Annotated in this window: 14 protein-coding genes; all 14 read left to right on the forward strand. The window is 45.3% G+C overall.

Features of this window, described 5'->3' with window-relative positions; translation table 11 throughout:
* The first annotated feature begins 66 nt into the window (after nt 1-66).
* The 14 genes from gltB (at nt 67) to fliD (ending at nt 22,470) form a co-directional block, all read left to right on the forward strand.
* A complete protein-coding gene (gene gltB / locus G588_RS0104400) occupies nt 67-4,611 on the forward strand; it encodes a glutamate synthase large subunit (protein ID WP_022777549.1) in 4,545 nt (1,514 codons plus the stop codon).
* Nucleotides 4,612-4,613: 2 nt separating this feature from the next.
* Nucleotides 4,614-6,080 (forward strand): glutamate synthase subunit beta, encoded by a 1,467-nt coding sequence (locus G588_RS0104405; RefSeq protein WP_022777550.1) that lies wholly within the window; start codon nt 4,614-4,616, stop codon nt 6,078-6,080.
* A 209-nt stretch (nt 6,081-6,289) separates the two neighbouring features.
* On the forward strand, nt 6,290-8,068 hold the full coding sequence (locus G588_RS0104410; protein WP_022777551.1) for an ammonium transporter: 1,779 nt from the start codon (nt 6,290-6,292) through the stop codon (nt 8,066-8,068).
* Between the two features lie 518 nt (nt 8,069-8,586).
* Complete coding sequence (gene flgM / locus G588_RS0104415) at nt 8,587-8,862, forward strand: flagellar biosynthesis anti-sigma factor FlgM (protein WP_022777552.1); 276 nt, start codon at nt 8,587-8,589, stop codon at nt 8,860-8,862.
* A 37-nt stretch (nt 8,863-8,899) separates the two neighbouring features.
* Nucleotides 8,900-9,427: a flagellar protein FlgN gene (locus G588_RS0104420; protein ID WP_242830337.1), complete on the forward strand. Its 528-nt coding sequence runs from the start codon at nt 8,900-8,902 to the stop codon at nt 9,425-9,427.
* A gap of 198 nt (nt 9,428-9,625) precedes the next feature.
* Nucleotides 9,626-11,299, forward strand: coding sequence for a flagellar hook-associated protein FlgK (gene flgK, locus G588_RS0104425; RefSeq protein WP_022777554.1), 1,674 nt, complete (start codon nt 9,626-9,628; stop codon nt 11,297-11,299).
* 26 nt (nt 11,300-11,325) lie between these two features.
* Nucleotides 11,326-13,176: a flagellar hook-associated protein FlgK gene (locus G588_RS0104430; protein WP_022777555.1), complete on the forward strand. Its 1,851-nt coding sequence runs from the start codon at nt 11,326-11,328 to the stop codon at nt 13,174-13,176.
* A gap of 1,257 nt (nt 13,177-14,433) precedes the next feature.
* Nucleotides 14,434-16,545 (forward strand): flagellin N-terminal helical domain-containing protein, encoded by a 2,112-nt coding sequence (locus tag G588_RS21240; protein WP_022777556.1) that lies wholly within the window; start codon nt 14,434-14,436, stop codon nt 16,543-16,545.
* 364 nt (nt 16,546-16,909) lie between these two features.
* A complete protein-coding gene (gene fliW / locus G588_RS0104440) occupies nt 16,910-17,365 on the forward strand; it encodes a flagellar assembly protein FliW (RefSeq protein WP_022777557.1) in 456 nt (151 codons plus the stop codon).
* A gap of 41 nt (nt 17,366-17,406) precedes the next feature.
* The gene (csrA, locus tag G588_RS0104445; protein ID WP_022777558.1) at nt 17,407-17,622 is read left to right on the forward strand and encodes a carbon storage regulator CsrA; all 216 of its coding nucleotides are present in this window, start codon (nt 17,407-17,409) and stop codon (nt 17,620-17,622) included.
* Nucleotides 17,623-17,924: 302 nt separating this feature from the next.
* Nucleotides 17,925-19,112: a CgeB family protein gene (locus G588_RS0104455; RefSeq protein WP_081644249.1), complete on the forward strand. Its 1,188-nt coding sequence runs from the start codon at nt 17,925-17,927 to the stop codon at nt 19,110-19,112.
* A 26-nt stretch (nt 19,113-19,138) separates the two neighbouring features.
* Complete coding sequence (locus G588_RS0104460; RefSeq protein WP_022777561.1) at nt 19,139-20,269, forward strand: glycosyltransferase domain-containing protein; 1,131 nt, start codon at nt 19,139-19,141, stop codon at nt 20,267-20,269.
* 165 nt (nt 20,270-20,434) lie between these two features.
* A complete protein-coding gene (locus G588_RS21985) occupies nt 20,435-20,911 on the forward strand; it encodes a flagellar protein FlaG (protein WP_022777562.1) in 477 nt (158 codons plus the stop codon).
* Between the two features lie 68 nt (nt 20,912-20,979).
* Nucleotides 20,980-22,470, forward strand: coding sequence for a flagellar filament capping protein FliD (fliD, locus tag G588_RS0104470; protein WP_022777563.1), 1,491 nt, complete (start codon nt 20,980-20,982; stop codon nt 22,468-22,470).
* Nucleotides 22,471-22,494: the final 24 nt, after the last annotated feature.

Genomic DNA, 22,494 nt, shown 5'->3' on the forward strand with positions numbered 1-22,494 from the left:
GGTCAGACCCCAATTTACAATTTGTTAATGGGGACAGGCCCCACAAATAATGAGGAGTAAGGAAAAATGATAAGTGACCAGAAGGGGCAGATGCTTAGCCCAATCCTATATAACGACAATATAGAACACGACGCCTGCGGTATCGGCGCTGTGGTCAACATCGACGGACATGCTGATTATAAGGTCCTTGACGATGCGCTTTCCATCGTGGAAAAGCTTGAACACAGAGCAGGAAAAGATGCCAGCGGCAAAGTCGGAGACGGTGTAGGCATCCTCCTTCAGATCTCACATGCATTTTTCTCCAAGGCCGCAAGGCGCTGCGGAATCTCCCTCAAGGGCAGCAGAGATTACGGAATCGGTATGTTCTTTTTTCCTCAGGACGAGCTTAAGAGAACCTTTGCCAAAAGAATGTTTGAAGTGATCTGCGAAAAGAACGGCCTTAAGTTCCTTGGCTGGAGAGAAGTGCCCACACATCCAGAGATTCTGGGAGACCTGGCAAGGGATTGCATGCCCTATATCTGCCAGTGCTTCATCGAAAGACCTGAGAATGTGGAGAGAGGCCTTGATTTCGACAGAAAGCTCTATGTCTGCAGAAGAGAGTTCGAGCAGAGCTCAGAGGACACTTATATCACCTCTTTATCCTCAAGAACCATCGTTTACAAAGGAATGTTCCTTGTTAAGCAACTCAGAGCCTTCTACGAGGACCTTCAGAGCGCTGATTACAAGACTTCCATCGCCATGGTTCACTCAAGATTTTCAACAAATACAACTCCCAGCTGGGAGAGAGCCCATCCCTACAGGATGATCGCCCACAACGGCGAGATCAATACAATCAGAGGTAACATCGACAGAATGCTGGCCAGAGAAGAAACAATCGTCTCTCCCATCATGAGCGATGAGGACACCGACAAGATTTTCCCTGTTGTGAACAAGAGCGGCTCTGACTCAGCAATGCTGGATAATACCCTTGAATTCATGTACATGAACGGCATCGACATGCCGCTGGCTGTAATGATGACTATTCCCGAGCCCTGGAAGCACAACCATTTCATGGAGGAGAGTAAAAAAGATTTCTATCATTACTACGCAACCATGATGGAGCCCTGGGACGGCCCCGCAGCCATTATTTTCTCAGACGGTGATATCCTTGGAGCGACTCTGGACAGAAATGGCCTGAGGCCCTCCAGATATTACATAACCGACGACAACAGACTGATCTTGTCCTCTGAGGTTGGCGTACTTGACATTGAATCCTCCCATATAGTGAAAAAATCGAGACTCCAGCCCGGCAAGATCCTACTTGTCGACACACAGCAAAAGAGAATCATCTCCGATGAGGAGTGCAAAAACTACTACGCAGCCCGCCAGCCCTACGGCGAGTGGATTGATGGGAATCTCCTTCACCTTGGCGAGCTGACAATACCCAACAAAAAGATCCCGACCCACACTCAGGAGATGAGAGATAAGCTCTACAAAGCCTTTGGCTACACCTATGAGGACGTCAAGACCGGCATCCTTCCCATGGCCATGAACGGCGTAGAGGCCACAGCCTCCATGGGACACGATGTTCCTCTGGCAGTTCTGTCGGAGAAGCATCAGCCGCTGTTTTACTATTTCAAACAGCTTTTTGCCCAGGTAACCAATCCTCCGATTGACTCCCTCAGAGAAGAGATCGTCACAGACACCACGGTTTACATCGGATCCGACGGTAACCTTCTTCAGGAAAAAGGCGAAAACTGCAGAGTTTTGGAGGTCAACAACCCTATTCTTACAGGCGTTGACCTTATGAAGATAAGAAGTCTTGACCAGCCCGGTTTCAAGAGCGAAGTCATTTCACTTCTTTATTATAAGAACACATCCCTTAAAAAAGCTCTCGAGCAGCTCTCCATCAGCGTTGACAGAGCCTATGCAAAGGGAAGCAACATAATCATTCTCTCCGACAGAGGAATCGATGAAAACCACGTGGCAATCCCGTCACTCCTTGCGGTTTCCTCAGTGGAGCAGCACCTTGTAAGGACCAAGAAGAGAACCGCCGTTTCCATAATCCTTGAGAGCGGCGAGCCAAGGGATGTTCATCAGATGGCTACAATCCTTGGTTTTGGTGCAAGAGCAATCAACCCGTATCTGGCTCACGAGTGTATTGCCGAGCTCATAGATATCGGAATTTTGGACAAGGACTATCACACAGCTATCAAGGATTACAACTTCGCAATCCTTCACGGAATCGTTAAGACTGCGGCAAAAATGGGTATTTCAACCCTTCAGTCCTACCAGTCAGCAAGGATCTTTGAGGCCATCGGTCTTTCAAAGGAAGTGATAGATAACTATTTTACCGGAACCGTAAGCCGTATCGGCGGTATCGGAATCGAGGAGATTGAGGAAGGCATCAAGTTCAGACATGATCACGCCTTCGATCCTCTGGGACTTTCAACAGATACAACCCTGGACAGCACAGGCTTCCACAAGCTTAGAAGCGGCGATGACAAAGAGGACCACCTTTACAATCCTCAGACCATAATCGCACTGCAGCAGGCCTGCCAGAGCGGAAACTACGACAGATTCAAGGAATACACCGCAATGGTGGACGACGACAGACCGCACACCTTGAGAGGCCTTCTGGAATTTGTACCTAAGAAAAAAGAGATTCCGCTGGACCAGGTAGAACCCGCCTCCGAGATCGTAAAGAGATTCAACACCGGCGCCATGAGCTACGGCTCAATCTCACAGGAAGCCCACGAGACAATGGCAATCGCCATGAACACTCTGGGTGCAAAATCCAATACTGGTGAGGGCGGTGAGAATCCGGAGAGATTCGGAACCATCAGAAATTCAGCAATCAAGCAGGTTGCCTCAGGAAGATTCGGCGTTTCCAGCCAGTATCTTCTGAGCGCACAGGAAATTCAGATTAAGATGGCCCAGGGCGCTAAGCCCGGTGAGGGCGGACATCTTCCGGGCAAGAAGGTATACCCATGGGTTGCCAAAACAAGATTTTCCACACCGGGAGTATCACTGATATCACCTCCGCCTCATCACGATATTTACTCCATCGAGGATCTGGCGCAGCTCATATATGACCTTAAGAACGCCAACAGAAAGGCAAGAATATCCGTCAAGCTGGTTTCAGAAGCAGGCGTAGGAACTATCGCGGCAGGTGTTGCCAAGGCAGGAGCCCAGGTAATCCTGGTATCCGGCTATGACGGAGGAACAGGTGCAGCGCCCCACAGCTCCATACACAACGCAGGACTTCCTTGGGAGCTTGGAGTTGCAGAGGCCCACAGGGCACTTATTGAGAGCGGACTTCGAGATCACGTCATTTTGGAAACCGACGGTAAGCTCATGAGCGGCAGAGACGTGGCTATAGCGTGTCTTCTCGGCGCGGAGGAATTTGGTTTTGCCACAGCTCCCCTTGTAACCATGGGATGCATGATGATGAGAGTCTGCAGTCAGGATACATGTCCTTTCGGTATTGCAACCCAGAACGAGGTGCTGAGGAAGCGCTTTAAGGGTAAGCCTGAATATGTTATGAATTTCATGCTCTTTATCGCAGAAGAGATGAGAGAGATCATGGCAAAGCTTGGTTTCAAGACCGTGGATGAGATGGTTGGAAGAACCGACTGCCTTGAGATGAAGGAGAAGCAGATAACCAAGAGAGCTGAGATGGTTAACCTTTCTCAGATCCTTAACAAGGAATATGCGGACGTATCTGCAAAGCACTTTGATCCTAAGCTTTCTTACGACTTTAAGTTAAAAGAGACTGTTGATGAAGCAGTTCTTTTGCCAAAGTTCGAGAAATATATAGAGACCGGCAAGAAGCATGAGGAGTCGGCGGTTGTGACCAGCACCAACAGATCAGTAGGAACCATCATGGGATCTGTGATAACACAGAAGCTTGGAACCGACGTAAAAGACGACACCTTCGTAGTTAACTTCTCAGGCGGTGCGGGACAGTCCTTCGGAGCATTTATTCCTAAGGGAATGACAATGAGGCTCACAGGCGACGCCAACGACGGTCTTGGAAAGGGCTTGTCAGGCGGTAAGATTGTTGTTGTTCCGCCAAAGGATGCGGCTTACAAAGCTTCTGAAAACATCATCATCGGTAACGTTGCACTCTACGGCGCAACCTCAGGAAAAGCCTATATCTGCGGAGTTGCAGGCGAGAGATTCTGCGTAAGAAATTCCGGAGCAACAGCAGTAGTTGAGGGCTGCGGCGACCACGGACTGGAGTATATGACCGGCGGAAGAGCAGTGGTTCTTGGCGGAACAGGCAAGAACTTTGCAGCGGGAATGAGCGGCGGAATCGCCTATGTTCTTGATATGAATCATGACCTTTACAGAAGGATGAACAAAGAGATGGCTTCGATCCAGGAGCTTACCGAGAAATACGACATCGCTGAGCTACGGGACATTCTTGAGGACTACGTAAAGGAAACCGGTTCGGAACTTGGAAAAGAGGTGCTTGATAATTTCGAGGAGTACATACCTCATTTCAAGAGGATAGTTCCTCACGATTACCAGAGAGTTATAAGTGCCATCGGAAAATATGAGGAGCAGGGAATCTCACATGAGAATGCGGTTCTGGAAGCGTTCAACGAGATTACCAAAGGAGCATAAAGATGGGAAAAGCTACAGGTTTTTTGGAATATAAAAGAATTGAAGATAAGATCATTCCTGTGGATGAAAGAATTCTGAATTTCAAGGAATTCCATAACCATCTGGATGCAAAAGAGAGAAAGCTTCAGGGCGCAAGATGCATGAACTGCGGCGTTCCCATGTGTCAGTCGGCAATTAAGCTAAAAGGCATGGTAACGGGATGTCCGCTTCACAACCTGATTCCTGAGTGGAACGATGAGATATATCACGACCACATACAGCATGCGCTTTCAAGGCTTTTAAAGACCAGCAATTTCCCGGAGTTCACCGGACGTGTTTGCCCGGCTCTCTGCGAAAAAGCCTGTGTCTGCGGGATTAACGACGATCCCGTAACGGTTCACAACAACGAGCTGTACATAATCGAGACCGCTTTTAAGGAAGGCTACATGAAGCCCCGTATTCCCAAGGTAAGAAGCGGGAAAAAAGTTGCAGTAATAGGAAGCGGTCCTTCCGGACTGGCAGTGGCAGATCAGCTGAACAGGCGAGGCCACAGCGTTACGGTCTACGAAAGGGAGGACAGAATCGGCGGACTGTTGATGTATGGTATTCCAAATATGAAGCTTCAGAAGGAGATTATTTTCCGAAGACAGAAGCTCATGGAGGAAGAGGGAGTCGTATTCAAGACCGGTGTGAATGTTGGGGTTGATATCACTGCTGAGGAGCTGAATGCAAAGTATGATGCCATCGCACTGTGCTGCGGCGCCAAGAAACCAAGGCCCCTTGGAGTCAAGGGATTTGAAGAGGTTAAGGGTGTTCACTACGCAGTGGATTTCCTTAAGTCCACTACCAAGAGCCTTCTGGAGAATGATCTTAAGGATGGGACCTTCATAAGCGCCAAGGACAAGCACGTAGTTGTTGTAGGCGGCGGAGATACCGGAAATGACTGCGTTGGAACCTGCATCAGACATGGCTGCAGATCAATAACCCAGTTGGAGATGATGCCCGCACCTCCCACAGAGAGGCTTGAGAGTAATCCCTGGCCTGAGTGGCCCAAGGTCCTTAAGACCGATTATGGTCAGCAGGAGGCCATCGCCAAGTTTGGTCACGATCCTCGTATTTACGAGACCACGGTAAAAGAGCTGGTTCTTAAAAAGGACAAGCTTTCAGCAATAAAGACTGTTCAGGTGAAATTCGAAAACGGCAAGCTCACCGAGGTGCCCGGCACCGAGAAGGAGATCAAATGCGAGCTTCTCCTCATCGCCGCAGGCTTCGTTGGCTGTCAGGAGTACACCGCAGACGCCTTCAAGGTTAAGCTCACACAAAGGGGAGTTGTGGAGACCGCCCCCGGCGCCTACAAGACCGGCAAAGACAAAGTCTTCACCGCAGGCGATATGCACCGCGGCCAGTCCCTCGTGGTCTGGGCCATCGTGGAAGGCAGAGAATGCGCGATGGAGATCGATGAATTTTTAATGGGATACACGAATCTGTGAACATTCTGTGATTGGGGTCTGACCCCAATTCACACAATTTTCACATAATATATTGACAGCAATGGAGCTGTGAGGCTAATAAAAAGTCTTGCAGCTCCTATTTTTATAAATGTTCAACAGCTGTAATTAGCACCATGAGACGTAAGCGGAAGCATCCTGCAGCCGTTCACGTCCGGGAAACCAATTAAATAAACAGGAGGAGTAATGTTATGACAGAAGAAGCGATTAGGAGTTTGGTATCGGAGTCGTCAACGAGTACCGTGTTTGCCATCTGGTTCCTTATAGGAGCCGCACTGGTATTCTGGATGCAGGCAGGATTTGCCATGGTGGAGGCTGGTTTTACCAGAGCCAAGAACACCGGTAATATCCTTATGAAGAATCTTATGGATTTCTGTATCGGAACAGTAATGTTCATTCTTATCGGTTTCTCCCTTTTACTTGGGGAAGATTTAATGGGATTTATCGGTAAGCCCGGTTTTGACATTTTCACAAGCTATGCAAATTTTGATTTTTCAAATTTCGTATTCAACCTGGTATTCTGTGCAACAACAGCAACAATTGTATCAGGAGCTATGGCTGAAAGAACTAAGTTTTTATCCTATTGTATCTATTCAGGCGTGATCTCAGGTCTCATCTACCCAATTGAGGCACACTGGATCTGGGGCGGCGGCTGGCTCTCGCAGATGGGCTTCCATGATTTCGCAGGATCTTGCGCAATCCACATGGTAGGTGGTATCTCAGCCCTCATTGGCGCAGCTCTTCTTGGTCCTCGTATCGGTAAGTTCACTAAGGACAAGGCCGGCAAGATCACAGAAGTTAACGCTTTCCCCGGCAGTAACCTTGCAATCGGTGCCCTTGGCTGCTTCATCCTTTGGTTTGGATGGTATGGCTTCAACGGCGCAGCAGCAACATCAAAGGAGCAGCTTGCTTCAATTTTTCTTACAACAACAGTAGCACCTGCAGTAGCAACCTGTGTAACAATGGTATTTACCTGGATCAAATATGGTAAGCCCGATGTTTCAATGTCACTTAACGCATCTCTTGCAGGCCTTGTAGCTATCACAGCTCCCTGCGATGTAACAGACTGTTTTGGAGCAATCGTTATCGGTGCAGTAGCAGGACTTCTTGTTTGCTTCGGAGTTTGGTTCCTTGATTATGTACTCAGAGTTGATGATCCTGTTGGTGCCGTAGCAGTTCACATGATGAACGGTATCTGGGGAACAATCGCAGTTGGTCTTTTTGCAACACCTACAGCTCCAGGCAACGAGGAGACAGGCGTAGTTGGTCTTTTCTACGGCGGCGGCTTCCACACTCTTGGAATCCAGCTTGTAGGTTTTGTAACAGTAGCAGCATGGACAGCAATCACAATTACAATCGCATTCCTTATCATCAAGGCTACAATCGGCCTTAGAGTAACTGAGGAAGAAGAGATCCTTGGTCTTGACTCCACAGAGCACGGCCTTACATCAGCTTACGCAGGTTTCTCAATCATGGATATTTCAAACACTCTTACAGTTGATGTTAACGAGAACACAGACCTTGGCGAGGATTCCTACGACCTTGCTTCTCAGGCAAAGAAGGACGCTGCTGTACCTGTAGCAGTTGAAGCACCTCTTTCACCCGAGTTCGACAGCGGAATGCACAAGGTTTCCATTATCTGCAAGCTTGCTAAGTTTGATACCCTTAAGAAGACCCTCAACGAGCTGGGCGTAACCGGCATGACCATGACACAGGTTATGGGGTGTGGCGTTCAGAAGGGATCCACAGAGAAGTATCGTGGTGCGACAGTAGACTCAACGCTCCTTCCTAAGGTTAAGGTTGAGGTTATCGTATCGAAGATTCCTGTACAGAAGGTTATTGATGCGGCAAAGAAGGCGCTTTATACCGGACATATCGGAGATGGCAAGATCTTCGTTTACAATGTTAGCCGCGTTGTTAAGGTACGTACCGGCGAGGAAGGGGTTGCGGCTTTGCAAGATGTAGAATAATACAGTCCGGGGACGGTTCCTCATCCAATATAGTCAAAGACTTACAACAATAAAAATTTCGCCATAACCTTTCGGGGATTATAGGGCATTTCATCTAGTCAGACGGGCTCATTTCGACTTCGCTCAGAGCAATCGCCCATCTGCCTATCTGAAACGCTCCTAAATCCACCTCGACGTTATAAGGCGAAATTTTTTTTGCTGTAAGCCTTTACCTATATTGGATGAGGAACCGTCCCCTTGTCATCCATGCGTTCCCGGATAATTTTTAAAAAAATTCAAAAAATTGTAAAATAACTATAAAGTATTTTAAAATTCATCCGATATATCTATCGTAGCAAGGATTCCCCATAGCGGGGAAAACCAGTAACCATCAATAATATAAAGTATTGCCCGGAGTATTTTTCTATTTCATTCTTAAACGAGGGGGAAAAGTTTAAGAAAAAGGCTAAAGTAAATAAGGAATCTTCCGATAAATGAAGTAGAAAACAAAAATTACTCCAGGGAAGGAGGAAAAGATTATGCGAATAGAAGCATACAGTCAGGTCCAGCAGATCTACTCAAACAACAAAGTCAATAAGACCCAGCAGCTTAAGAAGACCAATGATGTCAGGGATACTGTATCATTCTCTTCTATTGGAAAAGATATCCAGGTTGCAAAACAGGCTGTAAGTGAAGCCCCGAATATCAGGGAAGATATCGTAGCTCCGCTCAAAGCTGCTATTAAAAACGGTACTTATGATGTTAGTGGTGAGGCTTTTGCTGACAAATTACTGGCAAAATTCGAAGGCCTCTGATTATAGAGCAGCCACAGACTAAATTACATACAGGAGGATGATTCCAGTGGCAAGTCTTATGGAAAATCTTGTGGATGTCCTTGATAAGGAATGCACAATGTACGAGCAATTACTGGAGTTATCGAGCCGAAAGACCGTCATCATCATAAAAGGCGATCTAGAGGCACTTGCTAAGATCACGGATGAGGAGCAGTACGTGATAGGCAGTATCCAGATGCTGGAGAAACAGCGTGAAACAGCCATGAAGGATATCGCAAACGTACTCAACAAGGATGTTGATTCATTGAAGCTGACCGATCTGATCGTTGTACTGGAAAAAAGACCGGAAGATCAGAAAAATCTGGCAGTGCAGCGGGACAGACTAAGAGGTGTCACCGCAAATGTCAGACGTGTAAACGGCCAGAACCAGGAACTTCTGAAAAGTTCACTGGAGATGGTACAATTCGAGATGAATATCATCCAGGCGTCTAAGAGTGCTCCACAGACGGCAAACTATTCCAGAGCGTTAGACACTACAGGCGATTGTTTAGGTTACACATCGGGCGGGTTTGATGCAAAGCAGTAAAGCAGTACTTTATGAAGAAAGTGCTGCGGATGCATGTAGATAACTCGCTTAGGTAACCGTAGACAATACGGTAGTGTCTTTTTTGTACCCTTTTTTAGGTGCCTGTCCCCATCAACAAACTGTGAACAACACAGTCTGGAGGCAACCTAAGAAGTTCACAATTTGTTAATGGGGACAGGCACCTTGGAGGTAGTTATTATGTCACTAATGGCGAATTTATACGTAGGCTCCTCCGGCCTGCAGGCAACACAGAACGCCCTGAACACCACGGCCCACAACATGGCCAACATGGATACTGACGGCTACACAAGGCAGCAGGTATCCCAGGGAACAAGAGCATATCAGACTCTTGAGAACAGATTCGATTGTATCGCCCCAAAGCAGATCGGAACCGGAGTTAACTACAATAATTGTAAACAGGTAAGAAGCGAATTTCTGGATATTTCCTACAGGAAAGAGACAGGAAGGTCGTCTTTTTATGACGTTTCGGTAAAAGCGCTGGAGGAGATCGAGGATCAGCTTCAGGAGATGGAGGGAACGGAATTCGCCGATGCCCTCAATAACCTGTGGGTTTCGGTGCAGGAGCTGGCCAAGGATCCCTGCTCGGCGGTTAACCAGAGCGCATTGGTGACAAGAGCAAACGAATTTTTGACAAGAGCAAAAAGTGTTTATGAGGGCTTCGTTTCCTACCAGGAAAACCTGGATTCCATAGTAGTGGGAATGGTTGAAGACATCAACTACATCGGAGACCGCATAAGACAGCTCAATGAAGATATAGTAAGCATTGAATCAGGCAGAATGGAGAAGGCCAACGACCTTCGAGATGAGAGAAACCTTCTTCTGGACCAGCTGGGACAGTACGGCAAGATCGAGTATCACGAAGACATCTTCGGAAATGTTATCTGCCTCTTCGAAGGCTCCAGTTTTATCACCACAGATCACGTGAACCACATCGCCTGCGACAACTCATTATCTGAGGAAAAAGGCGGAAGCCCGGCAGGTTACAATACTCCTTACTGGGAGTACGCAGCAGTTACGGAGCTTAAGAGCGACGGCTCAAGACTGGTGATTTCAATTGACGGAGCACACGTTTTTGACCTTGAAACTCCTATCTCAACCTCAATAGATACAGATATCGGCAAGCTCAAATCAGTTCTTCTGGCAAGGGGCGACAGGAACGCCAACTATCATGACATTGTGGAGGACAAGGATTATTACAATGAAAAAATCGCACAGTCGGTAATCATGAACGTTGAGGCCGAGTTCGACCAGATGATCCACAACATCATGGCCAAGATGAATGAGATCCTTGAAAGCGCCGAGAGTAACCCGGGAGTTCTGGACGATTCAAAGGGAATGCCCTCCGACTTCACTCTTTTCACCGTGGCAAATGAAGATGACAAGCTGGTGTACAGGGTAGGCGAGGACAATCCTCCCGGAACAGTTATTACGGGACTTACCATAAAGAATACCCAGATTAATCCGATACTTATACAGGATCCAACTTATTTCACCTTCAGAACCATCGACGGCAATGAAGATACAGCAACGATGACGGCTCTGAAAGAAGCTTTTACAAAAGAGGAATACGTACTTAATCCCAACGTTTCAACAAGAAACAGTTTTATCACCTACTACAACAGCCTTGTTTCCCAGGTGGCCAACTCAGCGGATGTCTACAACTCCATCAAGGAGGCCCAGGAAAAAACAGTATCGGCGGTATCCTCCGCAAGAGAGCAGATCGTAGGCGTATCCAGCGATGAAGAACTGGAATTCATGATCATGTTCCAGAACGCCTACAACGCATCTTCAAGATACATCAACGTAGTAAGTGAAATGCTTGAACATCTGGTATCGACTTTAGGCGCATAAGAACCCTTTTTTACAGGAGAAAGGCTATGAGTACTTCACAATTCTTTGGACTGAATATCGCAGCATCGGGGCTTAGAGCTTCCAACGCAGCCCTGAACACAACAGCGAATAATATCTCCAACGCCAACACCGACGGCTACAGCAGACAGAAGGTAAAACAGGAGGCCAGCGACGCCCTCAGAGTTTTTGCCACCTACGGATGTGCCGGCGCCGGTGTTGATACCATTGCAATAGAGAGAGTCCGGGACAGCTTCTACGATGTGAAGTACAGAAACAACGCACAGCTCCTGGGAGTGGCCAAGCAGAAGAACTACTACAACAGCCTTATCGAGGAGTACCTCAGCGACGATGGGACCAGCGGCTTCTCATCACTTTTTTCCAAAATGGAGGCCTCGCTGGAGTCGGTAATGACCGCTGCGGGAACCACAGAGACCAAGGCCACTTTCGTATCTAATGTAAAAGCGTTAACCGAATATTTTAACAATGTTTACACCAGCCTTCAGAACGAGCAGGCGGATGTTAACGCGGAGATTAAGCTCTGCGCTGACAGAATGAGTTCCATCGCTCAGGAGGTTGCCTCAATAAATCAGCAGATCAACATCATCGAGATGACAGGAACCACAGCAAATGAGCTGAGAGATAAAAGAGATACTCTTGTGGACGAGCTGTCCAAGATGGTTTCCGTTGAGACCAAGGAAACTCCCGTTGTCGACGAGAACAATCCCAGCAGAGTAACCGGCGCTACCAGATATCAGATCTGGGTTGCGGGGGGCTACGAGCTGGTTGATACCTATGAATACAGGAAAATGATCTGCGTCTCCAGAGAGGACGACGGCTCCACTAACCAGAACGATATCAGCGGACTGTTCGATATCAAGTGGGGAAGCGGCAATTACAAAGATGGCGATAACATCAGCGAGCTGTCATACTTTGAGCTGGATTCCAAGCTTATAGGCGGAGAGCTCCAGGGTCTTCTGGCAATTAGAGATGGCAACAACAATCAGTATTTTCACGGAAAAGGAACCAACGTATACAAGTCAGGTGATACCTACGCCGTGGAGGTGAAGGTTGAGGCTTCTTATCTGAAGGATATGAACAAGTGCTCAATTCCTGAGGATGGCAGCATCCATATCGGAGCTAAGGATTATCGCTATGACAGCTTCGACTACGACGGAGATAGCACCTATACTTTCTATATCGATAAGAATACTTTGACAAGTATTCCCGATAACAATGCCAATGTTTCCATCGGCTACGGAAATGACTATCAGGGAATTCCTTATTACATGTCCCAGATGAATGAGTGGATAAGGCAGTTCTCCGCAGCAACCAATACGATCATGGTAAACGGGTACACTTCAGATTCCCTGGAGGGCGTTAACCTTCTCACCGGCGCCATGGACACCAATTCAGCTGCCCAGTACAGCTACGCACAGCTCACGACACTGTCAGAGAATAAGGGTTACTATAAGCTTCGCGGCGGCAACTTCTCCGTAAACGAAGTTCTGCAGGATAACTCCGATAGACTTGCTACAAAGGCAGACGTTACGGAAGGTGAGTCGGAATTTGTTAACCTTACCAAGTTAAAAACAATGTTTGATACCCAGAAGATCTTCAGAGGAGCCACCTCCGGAGAGTTCCTGACCAAGGTGCTGGCGGATATAGCGCTGAACAGAAGTAATTCCAATACTCTGGAGGATACCTACACCGCCCTTGAGAAGACAATTGGTAACCAGAGATTGTCGGATTCAGGTGTTGATGAAGATGAAGAGGCGTCGAATCTGGTGAAGTATCAGAGTGCTTATAATCTGTCTTCGAAGATGATACAGACATTGACGGAGATTTATGATCGGCTGATACTCCAGACGGGGGTATAAAATATAGGACGGATTTGTAATAGGATGGATAAATAGGATGGAACAGAGAAATGTCAGCTATTCGTATAAAGCGAGTGGCAGGCATTTTTTGCGGATAATGAGGTCTACTATAAGCGTACGCCACCCTTGACAGCACAAAGAATAATTGCTGCGTTGTATCCACCGACGGCGAAGAACTCAGGAACAATTAAGTATTTCTCCGGCGCAGGCAGCAGTGTAGCAATTATTCTTTGCACTATCAAGGGCAAGCCGCTTATGCGGTGGCTGGTTTTCTTACCTCGGGCTCAGAATCTAGGAACAAAAAGGAGAGTTACTCGATATTCTAGAATATCTATTTGGGGTCAGGCATATGAATGAAAGGTAGCGGCATGTATTCGTATGCCTTGCTCGGAGTATATCGAAGAATAGTTATAGCATTCTAGAGAATAATGCATACTAGATCATTATTTTTCTTTTCATTCGTATGCTTCTTTAGCCTGGAGGGACTTATAGTGGCCCTCGTTATGCATACTGAAGGGAGTTTGTTTTCTGCTTTAATATGCATTTAGAGCTTAAATCATCAACTGATAACTCAATCAGATCTTAGAAATGCATACGAAAGTCATCTAAAATAATAATTTGATGTAGGTGTCAAAAGTATCTTTTGACACCATATGATAAAAAGCTACACCTCGAACTATTCTTGTGATAACTAAGGCAAATAGCAAGAACCAAGCCGGCAGCTGCAACAAAGCAGCTGCCTAAGGCTTACAAGTGATTGTTGTGACGCAGTCTCTGAAACATATCGCTTACCATGCAAGGGTTCGTTCAGGTTTGCACTATATAGGAATTATCGCGCCAGGGAACATGCACCTCGGAGCCATAGCACAGGACAAAGTGTAAAAGGGCGGGAGGCGACAGGGGCGAGATAGGTGGGGACGGCGGAAGTAGCGGAAAAATGCGCAGTTCTTGTACGACGACATGATTTTCAAAACGAGAGAAAGAAGGAATGGCGACTGTCCACGAATAGGCATGAGTAGGAGACATTCCTTCTTGATAGAGTTTTAGAAAATCAGGAGGCGCACGAAAACCAGTGTTTTTACGGTGCTTTCGGCGGTCACAACTGTCTCGCCCCTGTCGCCTCCCGTCCTTTTATACTTTGTCAGTCATAGTACGGGTTAAGTTCCCGGCGGCAATTGCCGATAATAGTAGTGAAAATGAATGAATTTGCATGGATGCGTAGGTTTCAGAGACAAGGATTGTCTGTGGAGGTTTTTTATGCGCATCACCAACAAGATCATGCAGAATAATTCTCTTTACAATATCAACAACAACAAGGTCACCGAGGATCAGCTCAACACCATGATGGCCACCGGCAAAAAGATCACCCGCCCCTCAGATGACCCTGTTATCGCAATAAGGGCTCTCCGCCTTCGAAGCAACGTTACCCAGCTCTCACAATATTATGAGAAAAACTGCAAAGACGCCGAAAGCTGGCTGGACATCACAGCCGATGCTCTTTCCACCGTCACTTCTGTTCTCACCGACTGCGTAAAGCAGGCCACCAAGGGCGCCAACATGGACCTTACCGTGGACGACCTGGATATCATTGTTTCACAGCTTGATTCCCTGGCAAAAGAATACTACTCAACAGGTAATGTAGACTACGCAGGAAGATACATTTTTACCGGATACAGAACAGATACGCCTCTTACCTTCGATAAAACCACTTCTGCTGATTATACGGATGTCCAGGATCAGTTCGATGCGGTTGATATTTCCGAATCAAAAAGAATGATCGGTAAGCATATGCTTGACGCAAAAGACCTGGTAAGCTCAAGCGCAGAGCCGGTCAAGCAGAGTGACATTTATGAATGTACCGTAGGAAGGATCAGACTGTCCTACGATAGCCTGAATTATACTAATCCCGGCGACGACCCCATCGCCCAGGGCGAAACAGCAGCAACTCTCAAATGGAGAGAACAACTGACTCAGCCCGCCACCAGTACCGTAACCACCACCACCCAGATAATCAATTTTACCTATACCACAGAGACCAACGAGACCAGATATGTTGCCATTCCTGTGGATCCGGAGGGGGAAAAGAATTACAGGGTTACGGATGAAACAGGAAATACTTACGAGGTAGCTGTTACTAATACCGGTAACTACAACATATATATAAATGGCGACAAATCAGCTCCCGGACTCATAGTAGATCCCAACGGAATCGTGGACAGCGACCACCTGGGAAAAGGAATCGCAGCAGCTCAGACCACAATTGAGACCAAGAGCATTTCCGCCATCACCTATACTGCGGAAGACAATAAGCCTGTGACCGTGAATCTTCCTCTTTTACCAGCGATTGGACAGTCCTATCAGATCGAACTCAACGAGGATGGCTTCAGAGCAACGGTCAACAGTGACGGAACATATACAATCGTAGACGAAAGAATTGCTGAAAATGCAGATGGATCAACTTCCCAGAACGTTATTCAGGTAACCGGAAACGGAAGTATCAACAGCTCCTACAAGGAAACCAGCCTTACAATAGGCTATAAAAACATTATTTACTCCACCAGCAGCGAAGAGGAGATTGATGCAGCATATATCGATCTTGAAGAGCATCCCACGGGAGCAAGGGCGTATCTCAATGCGGCAACAGGTGAGGTCCTTCTTAACAAGGAACTTCAGGAAAAGCTGGTAACCATGCCTGACCTTATTGGCACCAAGTGTATAGACGTTGTCTATGATAAAAAGGAATGGAAGAGCGGCGACATAAGACCCGAGAATCTGTTTGCTTGTGATTATACCGACAGTAACGGCAAGCTTATTCGCTACAACAAGGGTAATGCCGCACACAACATAGCTTACGATGTAGGATTTGCTCAGTCGGTAATAGTTAATACTACTGCAGATGCTGTTTTTACCACGGATGTAAAAAGAAATGTGGAAGATCTTAAGAGAATACTTAATGAGCTTCAACAGATATCAGGAACTCTGGCAACGCTTAAAGACAAAAGAGATGCTTCTACAGATAAAGATTATAAGGAAAAGCTTGAGCAGGATATAGCGGCTGCAACTAAGGTCTATGATCACCTTAGGCAGCAGATCCAGAAGGAATTTGAGCACAAGATCACCTCAATGCAGCAGTGCCTCGACACCGCCAACATCGCGGTAACCGACAACGGAACCAGATCCAAGAGACTCGAACTTGTGAACTCAAGACTCATGACTCAGACCACCACCTTCAAGACCCTTCAGTCAGAGAACGAGGACATAGATATAGCCGAGGCCGCCACTAACCTAACAACAGCCCAGGTCACATATGAGGCCAGCCTCATGGCCACCGGAAAGATCAGTCAGACGAGTTTGATGAACTACATCTGATGATATAGGTCTTCAAAGCCAAACAAATTTCATGCTCGCATGATAATTTGCTTGGCCTTGAAGACCGAACAAGGATGAGGAAAAAAGACATGCGTAGTTTACCGAATAAGCGAAGGTTATTATTGTATGAGCATGTCGATTTCCGAATCCTTGTAGCATGACGAGAGCGTTTTTTGCGGAGTCATGCGTATATCATCAAAAACTATGGCGCCTCAATTCACAGACTTCATCACCATAAGTAGTGGATATTAAAACATTATCGGGTAACCAAATCATCTCAATTTAAAAAATAGTAGCTATGTGTCGAAATAACGTATATAATTAATAAGTAGTAGTGTCTATCAAGGACAATGGAGGTTATAACATGAAATTAGCAACAAGGATTTTTGGCGATGTTGAAATTGAAGATAGCAAGATAATCTCTTTTCCAAACGGCATTATCGGATTCCCGGACTTAAAGCGTTTCACGCTCATGCACGACGAAGAGGGCGGGACCAATACTATTCAGTGGCTTCAGTCAATTGAAGAGCCGAACTTTGCAATGCCTGTTATGGATCCTCTTATTGTATGCCCTGATTACAATCCACAGGTTGACCGTCAGAATATCATAGATATTGGGGAGCTGGTGGATGATGAGCTGCTGGTGCTGGTAACAGTTACTGTGCCTCATGATCTTAAACAGATGACGGTTAATCTTAAGGGCCCCTTCATCATCAATGTACATGATATGAAGGCTGCACAGAGTATCATTGATAACGACGAATACCCGGTAAAATTCCCTATCTATGATATCCTGCAGAAAAACAAAGAGAATGCCTGACCGACACTGACTAATTACGCAACCATGGAGGGAGAAAGAGAATGTTAGCATTATCCAGAAAAAAGAATGAAGCAATTATCATTAACAACAACATTGAGATTACTGTATTGGATATCAGAGGGGATCAGGTAAAACTTGGAATCGCAGCGCCTAAGGAGATTCCGATCTATCGTAAGGAAGTTTACCTTCAGATACAGCAGGAGAATAAGCAGGCAACTGACGTCGCCAGTCTTGATGCACTCAAGAAGCTGCTTTAAATCTATATTGTTATTTCCGGCGGTTGTCATTAAATGGCAGCCGCTGTTTTCTTTTTAGATAGGACGGGCAAAATGGCGAAGGAAGCAAGTGGCCTGCAGCGGAGAAAATATGGCCGACGAAAGCACTGTGAAAACGCTGGTTTTCGTGCGCCTCGTGATTCTCTAAGGCTCGATGCCAAAGGAATGCCTCCTACTCATGCCAACTCGCCGGAAATAGGCTTTGGGGCGGCAATCCTTGGGGAGAGGGAAGAGTTAAGGTTATTGGAGTAGTGGGATTATTGGGGGGGTGTTATTGAGGGGTAATGATGAATATTTTGTATTTTGACTGGAATGAATTTAATGGGGCGGACTGCAGGGACGCCATGGAGAAACTGGGACATCAGATAGATATCATCAGGTTTGATAATAGCTATTATGAGATGAATACCGGAAACCTTACTATCTTTGCGGATAAGGTGATTAAAAAGCTGGAAGAGGGAAAATACTATGACTGCGTATTCAGTTTTGATTATGTTCCTGCGCTGTCCGATGTGTGTCAGGTGTTTGAGGTTCCTTATATTTCCTGGGTGTTTGACTGTCCACATTATACGTTGGATTCACATACATTGAGTAATCCGGTAAACAGAGTATATGTGTTTGACAGGATTTTGTGTGAAACACTGAGGAAGAAAGGATATGAGACAGTATTTCATTCGACGCTGGCGGTGAATTCTCAGAGATTAGAGAAGATATGTCAGGAGCTTGATGCTGAGAGCGATGGCAGGATAGTTTATCAGCATGATGTATGCTTCCTGGGAAGTTTGTATGACAATGAATTTAATTATTATGACAGAGTCAAATACCTTCCTCCGGAGCTCAAGGGCTATACGGATGCACTTATCAAGGCCCAGGAGAGCCTGTTTGGAACAGACCTTTTTAGTGAACCGGGAATAATGCCCTATGAGAAAATAAAGAAGATGAGGGAGTACATAAAATTCGAAGATACCGGGCAGTACGAAATTGACTATGACAATGTAATATTGGATTTTCTCAGGAAGAAGGTAACTGTAAATGAGCGGCGTAATATCCTGACGGAAATGGGAAAGAAATTTGATACTGTTCTCTATACTCCACCGGGAGCCAGGCCTATAGAAAATGTCTGTAACCTTGGTTTTTGCGATTACATGACTAAGATGCCGAGAGTTTTTCGAAAATCCAAGATCAATCTGAATATCACCCTAAGATCTATCTTATCGGGGATACCTCTCAGAGTGGTGGATGTCTTGGCTGCGGGAGGTTTTCTTATTACCAACTATCAGGCTGAGATAGCAGAATATTTCATTGATGGAGAAGAACTTGTTATAGCCTATTCTCCTGAAGATATGATAGAAAAAACCGCATATTACCTTGAGCACGATGATGAGCGCAAGGTAATAGCAAGGAGAGGGCAGGAAAAAGTTCTGAGGGATTTTGATTATAAAATACTACTTGAAGGAATTCTTACAATTTAGAACAAAATGGAAGATTGAGGGCAGTTATGTTTGATGCTATTTCAGTATTAGAAAAAATAGAAAGTGTAGAAAAAAAATCAAATAACCCAAGGTTTTGTCAGGCAAATTACTCCGTGGATCAAAAAATGGAAAGATTACAATTGATACTAGGGATAATTCTGGAAATCAATGAAAATACTTCAGAAATATATAAGCTTAAGGCAGAGTATTTCAAAGGATCCGTTTCTGCTGAAGCTTTGAGCGTTATTATCCATTCTCTGGAGATAGCTGAATCCGAGACCGGAAAAGTAATAGAAGAAGCTTTAGAAGAATGGGACTATTCGGGATATTTGACTTATGTCGGAAATCTTTCGATTTTAGAGAATGTTTACGGGAAATTGTTAAAGTATGAAAATGTCTTGAATAAGTACAAAACAGTTCATGAAAATGTACGTCATATCGTTAGAAACTATTATTCAAGGAAAGAATCTAAAGTATTTACCGGAAAAGGTGCCGTGTACACTGTTATAACCGGAAATTATGATAATTTGAATGAACCGCTTGTTATAGATAAAGACTTAGATTATTACTGTTTTACTGACAATAAAGATATTAAGTCAGAGAATTGGACAATCGTACATATTGAAGATGATATGGGATTGGACCCGATAAGATTAAATCGATATTATAAGTTTCTTATGTTTAAAGTGCTTCCTGAGTATGATTATTCTATCTATATAGATGGTAAAAATCAGATTACTGGTGACTTGAAAGAGTATATCAGATACTATTCTAGGGATAAATCCATGTTATGCGCTCCACATCCGCTGAGACAGAGCATTGAGGATGAGATAATTGAAGTTGGACGGTTAAATAAAGCGGATCCTAAGTTTATGACGGAGCAATTTGAACATTATAAACAAGCAGGATATGACGAGAGTATCCCTCTTATTGAAGGTTGCCTGTTGGTAAGAAATCATCATGATAAGCTTCTTCAAAAAGTTATGGAGGACTGGTTTGATGAGCTTTGTAAGTGGAGTTTCAGAGACCAGATTAGTCTCGGCTATGTATGTTGGAAGAATGGTTATGCTTTCGATCTTAGCGAGATTCTTATTTACGAAAATCCCTATATTAAAGAAATAGGACATGCAGTGAGAACAAGAACAGTAGAGAGATAATTATAAATTTTTTATGAATTTTTTGCCTGAAGGGTAGTTGAAAGCTAAAGAAAAATATCCCATGTCCGATATAATGGATAAATAGAACTGTCTTACTTTATGTAAAAGGTTAAGAACTATAGATGTAAGGGTTTATTCCTGATTCTGACACGGAGGTATAGAATTATGGGAATTGAAGCAATCAATGGGTTTAGTCCTCTTATTCAGGCGACTCAGCCCCAGGTAAGGACGCAGGTCCAGGAACAGAGTCAGTCTCAGTCTGAGATTGTAAATCAGGAGGCCAATGCCGCTCAGGCTATGGAGCTAAAAGTAGAAGCTGCTGATAATTCAGCAGGTTCTAATAGTGGTACTCAGAGTGGCCCTCAGAGTTTTGCACAGTCCCAGACACACCTTCAGGAAACTGAGGAGCAGATTCAGGCTGATAACGAAAAGGTCAAAAAGGCCATTTCTCAGATGGCCAAGAACATGAGCTCCAATGCAGAAGCGGTATTTGGAATTCATGACAAGACCAACAGAGTAACTATCAAGATGGTGGACAAGGAGACCAAGAAGGTGATCAAAGAGTTCCCGCCGGACGAGACTCTCGATATGATCGCCAAGGTATGGGAAATTGCCGGCATCCTGGTAGACGAAAAGAGATAACTGTAGGTACACCTTTATGGAAAAGGATTTCCATGCGGTAACTCACGGATTGAGAAAGGAGAGAAACTATGCCTATCAGAATAACAGGAATGAATTCGGGCCTGGATACCGAGAGCATCATAACCGCTCTTACCAGTTCCAAACAGACCAAGCTTGATAATTTCAAGGGCGACCAGAAAAAACTTACCTGGAAACAGGATAAATGGAAAGAACTTAACAAGAAGGTCGTTTCCTTCTATAATGGGGCGCTCAGCTCCATGAGATTTTCAACAGCCTATACCAAGAAGACCACAACAGCTTCCAATGCCAATGCTGTTTCGGTTGTTACCGGCGAAAATGCAATGGATGCAGTTCAGAACTTGAGCATCACCAGTCTTGCTAAAGCTTCATACATGAGTGGAAAAGAGGTAAAGGCCGGAACAGAAAAAGCCAAGCTGTCCACAGAACTTAGCGAGATTACAGGCTTTACAGCCGGGGATATTAACTTCACCGTAGGTGGAGAGAGTAAGTCCATAACAGTAGAAGATGGCGATACTATAAGTGATGTACTTAGCAAACTTAAAGAGGAAGCCGGAGATAAGATCAATTTTAACTTTGATGAGAGCACCGGAAGGTTCTTTGCTGCAGGTAAGGAAACAGGAACTGCGGCAAACATCTCCTTTGAGGATAGCGACGCCGCAGCTGCTCTTGGTCTCTCCACAGCAACTATTCAGAACGGATCTAAGGCTAAGATTATCCTTAATGATGAAGAGTATGAATCTGACAGTAACACCTTCCAGATAAATGGATTAACTATTACAGCAAATGAAGTGGCTGAGAATATAACCCTTACCACCAAGCAGGATACCAGTGGAATTTATGACAACATCAAGAAGCTGGTTAAAGAGTACAATGACATTATGAAAGAGTTTTCAACTCTTTATAATGCCGATAAAGCTACGAAGTATAAGATGCTCACGGATGATGAAAAAGATGCCATGAGCGACAGCGAGGTTGAGGACTGGGAGAACAAGATTAAATCAGGACTCCTCAGCGGTGATGAGACAGTTGGAACTATCAGATCTGCTCTCAGAGATATTGTGAGTAGTTCCTTTGAGGTTACCTTAAAGGATGGCTCCAAACAGAAATACTCATTGGCATCGCTGGGAATAGCTACCGGTAGCTATTTCTCAACAGAAGAAAATGAAAGAGATCTTCTTCATATAGACGGAGATCCGGATGATGACTCTACAAGTGGAAATACAGATCTTCTTAAGGCGGCCATATCAAGTGACCCTGCAATGGTTCAGGATTTGTTTACTCAGCTGTCAAGATCAATGTATTCCAAGTTGTCAGATCTGATGAAAGGCACGCAGTACAGCAGCGCATTCACCATTTATGAAGATAAACTTATGGCTTCACAGTATAGCGCCTACAACACCAAGATCTCCGATGCACAGTCAGCACTGGAGGCTGCACAGGACAAGTACTACAAGAAGTTCTCCAAGATGGAGACCGCACTTAGTAAGATCAATAGTTCCAGCGGTTCATTGTCAAGTTTCTTTGGCGGTGGAGGCTGATAGCATAAGAGTATTACTATAATA

It is taken from the genome of Butyrivibrio sp. AE3009 (genome assembly GCF_000420845.1).
GTDB lineage: Bacteria > Bacillota > Clostridia > Lachnospirales > Lachnospiraceae > Butyrivibrio.

Excerpts from the sequence above, each read along its gene's own strand:
- gltB (WP_022777549.1), top strand. The coding sequence starts at position 67 with ATGATAAGTGACCAGAAGGGGCAGATGCTTAGCCCAATCCTATATAAC.
- G588_RS0104405 (WP_022777550.1), top strand. The coding sequence starts at position 4,614 with ATGGGAAAAGCTACAGGTTTTTTGGAATATAAAAGAATTGAAGATAAG.
- G588_RS0104410 (WP_022777551.1), top strand. The coding sequence starts at position 6,290 with ATGACAGAAGAAGCGATTAGGAGTTTGGTATCGGAGTCGTCAACGAGT.
- flgM (WP_022777552.1), top strand. The coding sequence starts at position 8,587 with ATGCGAATAGAAGCATACAGTCAGGTCCAGCAGATCTACTCAAACAAC.
- G588_RS0104420 (WP_242830337.1), top strand. The coding sequence starts at position 8,900 with ATGATTCCAGTGGCAAGTCTTATGGAAAATCTTGTGGATGTCCTTGAT.
- flgK (WP_022777554.1), top strand. The coding sequence starts at position 9,626 with ATGTCACTAATGGCGAATTTATACGTAGGCTCCTCCGGCCTGCAGGCA.
- G588_RS0104430 (WP_022777555.1), top strand. The coding sequence starts at position 11,326 with ATGAGTACTTCACAATTCTTTGGACTGAATATCGCAGCATCGGGGCTT.
- G588_RS21240 (WP_022777556.1), top strand. The coding sequence starts at position 14,434 with ATGCGCATCACCAACAAGATCATGCAGAATAATTCTCTTTACAATATC.
- fliW (WP_022777557.1), top strand. The coding sequence starts at position 16,910 with ATGAAATTAGCAACAAGGATTTTTGGCGATGTTGAAATTGAAGATAGC.
- csrA (WP_022777558.1), top strand. The coding sequence starts at position 17,407 with ATGTTAGCATTATCCAGAAAAAAGAATGAAGCAATTATCATTAACAAC.
- G588_RS0104455 (WP_081644249.1), top strand. The coding sequence starts at position 17,925 with ATGATGAATATTTTGTATTTTGACTGGAATGAATTTAATGGGGCGGAC.
- G588_RS0104460 (WP_022777561.1), top strand. The coding sequence starts at position 19,139 with ATGTTTGATGCTATTTCAGTATTAGAAAAAATAGAAAGTGTAGAAAAA.
- G588_RS21985 (WP_022777562.1), top strand. The coding sequence starts at position 20,435 with ATGGGAATTGAAGCAATCAATGGGTTTAGTCCTCTTATTCAGGCGACT.
- fliD (WP_022777563.1), top strand. The coding sequence starts at position 20,980 with ATGCCTATCAGAATAACAGGAATGAATTCGGGCCTGGATACCGAGAGC.